The 2,050-nt window shown below is 47.8% G+C and carries 2 protein-coding genes; both read right to left on the minus strand.

From position 1 onward, the window contains the following. On the minus strand, positions 1-550 hold a 550-nt coding region (locus F6K20_RS35955), incomplete at its 3' end, for a metallophosphoesterase family protein (protein WP_502708919.1). 287 nt (positions 551-837) lie between these two features. Continuing rightward, positions 838-2,050: DUF3604 domain-containing protein (locus tag F6K20_RS35960; protein ID WP_287298012.1), on the minus strand; the 1,213-nt coding region annotated here is incomplete at its 5' end.

Consider the following 2,050-nt stretch of genomic DNA (forward strand, 5'->3'; position numbering starts at 1 on the left):
TTGTGGTAAAATCCAGGTTGGAACTGAGATAGGGAAACAGCGCTCCACGGTAATCTCCATCTGGTTGAATGATATCCCGCACTTCCTTGCTGCCCAGATCGAAATCGTGATTCCCAAAGGTGGAAGCTTGGATACCCAGTTGATTGTGGATTTCGATATTAGCGTGACCAATACTAGCTTCTCCCACAGGGGTCTCGTTCAACCTAGGGTCGCTGCCCGCAAACAGGAACGGACTGGGAATGTAGTTGTCTCCAGAGGAGAGGACAACCGTGTTGGGGTAGTCCTCCTTCAGGGCATTCAGGACGGCGGAAAACCGAGGAGCATCTTCCAATGCGGCCAGTCCAGCCTCAAAATCTGAGGCATGGAGTAGTTGCAGAGTAAAAGGCTCTGTATCTGAGTCAACCACCTCTGGCTCAGGGTTACTGGTGCCTGTAGAGCCTATATCGGGAATGGGTCGATTCTGTTGTGCTATCACAAGGTAGGCAACGATGGCCAAAACTAGGGCGATCGCAACTCCTACCCCTATTTTCCAAATCCGGTTCCAATTCATTTTATATACCTAATTTGTGCCTTGTTTAATCTATCAAGTTATTGGCTTTTTTTATACGATAGGTGGCCGTTGCAATACCAAACAACGACCACCTATTTCTAATCCCGTAAGCATTCAGCCGTCAGCCGTGAGCTAAAAGCTAACGCTGCTTGAGGTGCCGTCAGACATTCTCGTAGTCTAGCCACAATTTTTTGACTGATAGCTGATAGCTGATAGCTGATAGCTGATAGCTGATAGCTGATAGCTGATAGCTGATAGCTGATGGCTTACTTTAATTCAACAGTTACTTATCGAATAACTTCGTGAATTATTCTGTTCCAGAAGTCAAAATCACTGCCATCTTCGGGATTTTCAGGCAACGGAGCTATCTCAGATGTTACGTTAGATGGGGAGTACCAAATCGGAGAAGTATACACCCGTTCTTGTAGGGTTAAGGGAATTTCCTCAGCCATTTCTATCTGATAAAATACCTTGTCGTAGTCCGTCCAACGAGGAGTCGGAATTTCCAGCACCCGCGCGTAGTAAAATGCCTTTTGGGTAGGATCGAAGTCCGGGTCTGTCCAAACCTGAGCCAGCTCAACCGCACCAATGCTATTTGTCCACTCGGCTGTGTCGGTATTGACGGTACCGGTATCTTCCATCGGATCGTCCGTCTCACAGATAGCAGGATTGACCTCACAACCCACAAGGGGAAGCTTACCAGTTGTGTCATTAGGTACGCGATCGCCTGACCAGACCACATCGTAAACTTTCTCCTGGGTTTGGCCATTCTCCAGCCAGCCCTTGACAATTTGAATCCGATCAAGGTTCCCCCGAATCGGATCTTTCAATGCAGCTACTAAAAAGGTGGGAACTTTTCCTTCTGGCATACTGGTCAGATCGCTTCCCATAGGAACGCCTTTGGCATAGCCCACTTGTCCAGGGTTAAAACTCACATCTTCCGAGGTAAAATCCCAACCGCCAAAGAAGCGAACTATCATCCTTGGTCCGCTGGTGGCATAAACTTCCCGTCGTGCCATGGCATCAAACAGGGACTCGCGGGTATTGGCTTCAGCCCAAACTCCTACAAAGCCAGCTGCTCCATACTGCCATCCGAACCGGTTCACCTCAGGATTCTCCGGAACACAGTTGCCATCTTGATCCTTAGTAAAACAACTTGTCTTTGAGACGTGTTCTGCCCGTTCGGGGCTAGGGGTATAAATGGGAAACTTGCCCATAAAGCTATTTTCTTCCACCACGGAAATCCCAATATGGGAATCCGTGGAACCTACCAGACCAAATTTGAAGGGATTAGCTCCCAAGTCTTCTTCAAACTTCAATCCATTCTTGAGGGCAGCACGGGCATACTCATGCTCGTACATATCAGGTGTTTCAGGAGCGGTCAGGTCTAGATTACCATTATCCCAACCTGCAATTTCAAAACTAGCAAATTCATCATCAGGAGACAAAAAAGGATGAGTCTCCCCCGCTCCTTTAATTTGGATAACTTCATAGAGTGGC

The organism is Moorena sp. SIO2C4, assembly GCF_010672485.1.
In the GTDB taxonomy this organism is placed as follows: Bacteria; Cyanobacteriota; Cyanobacteriia; order Cyanobacteriales; family Coleofasciculaceae; genus Moorena; species Moorena producens.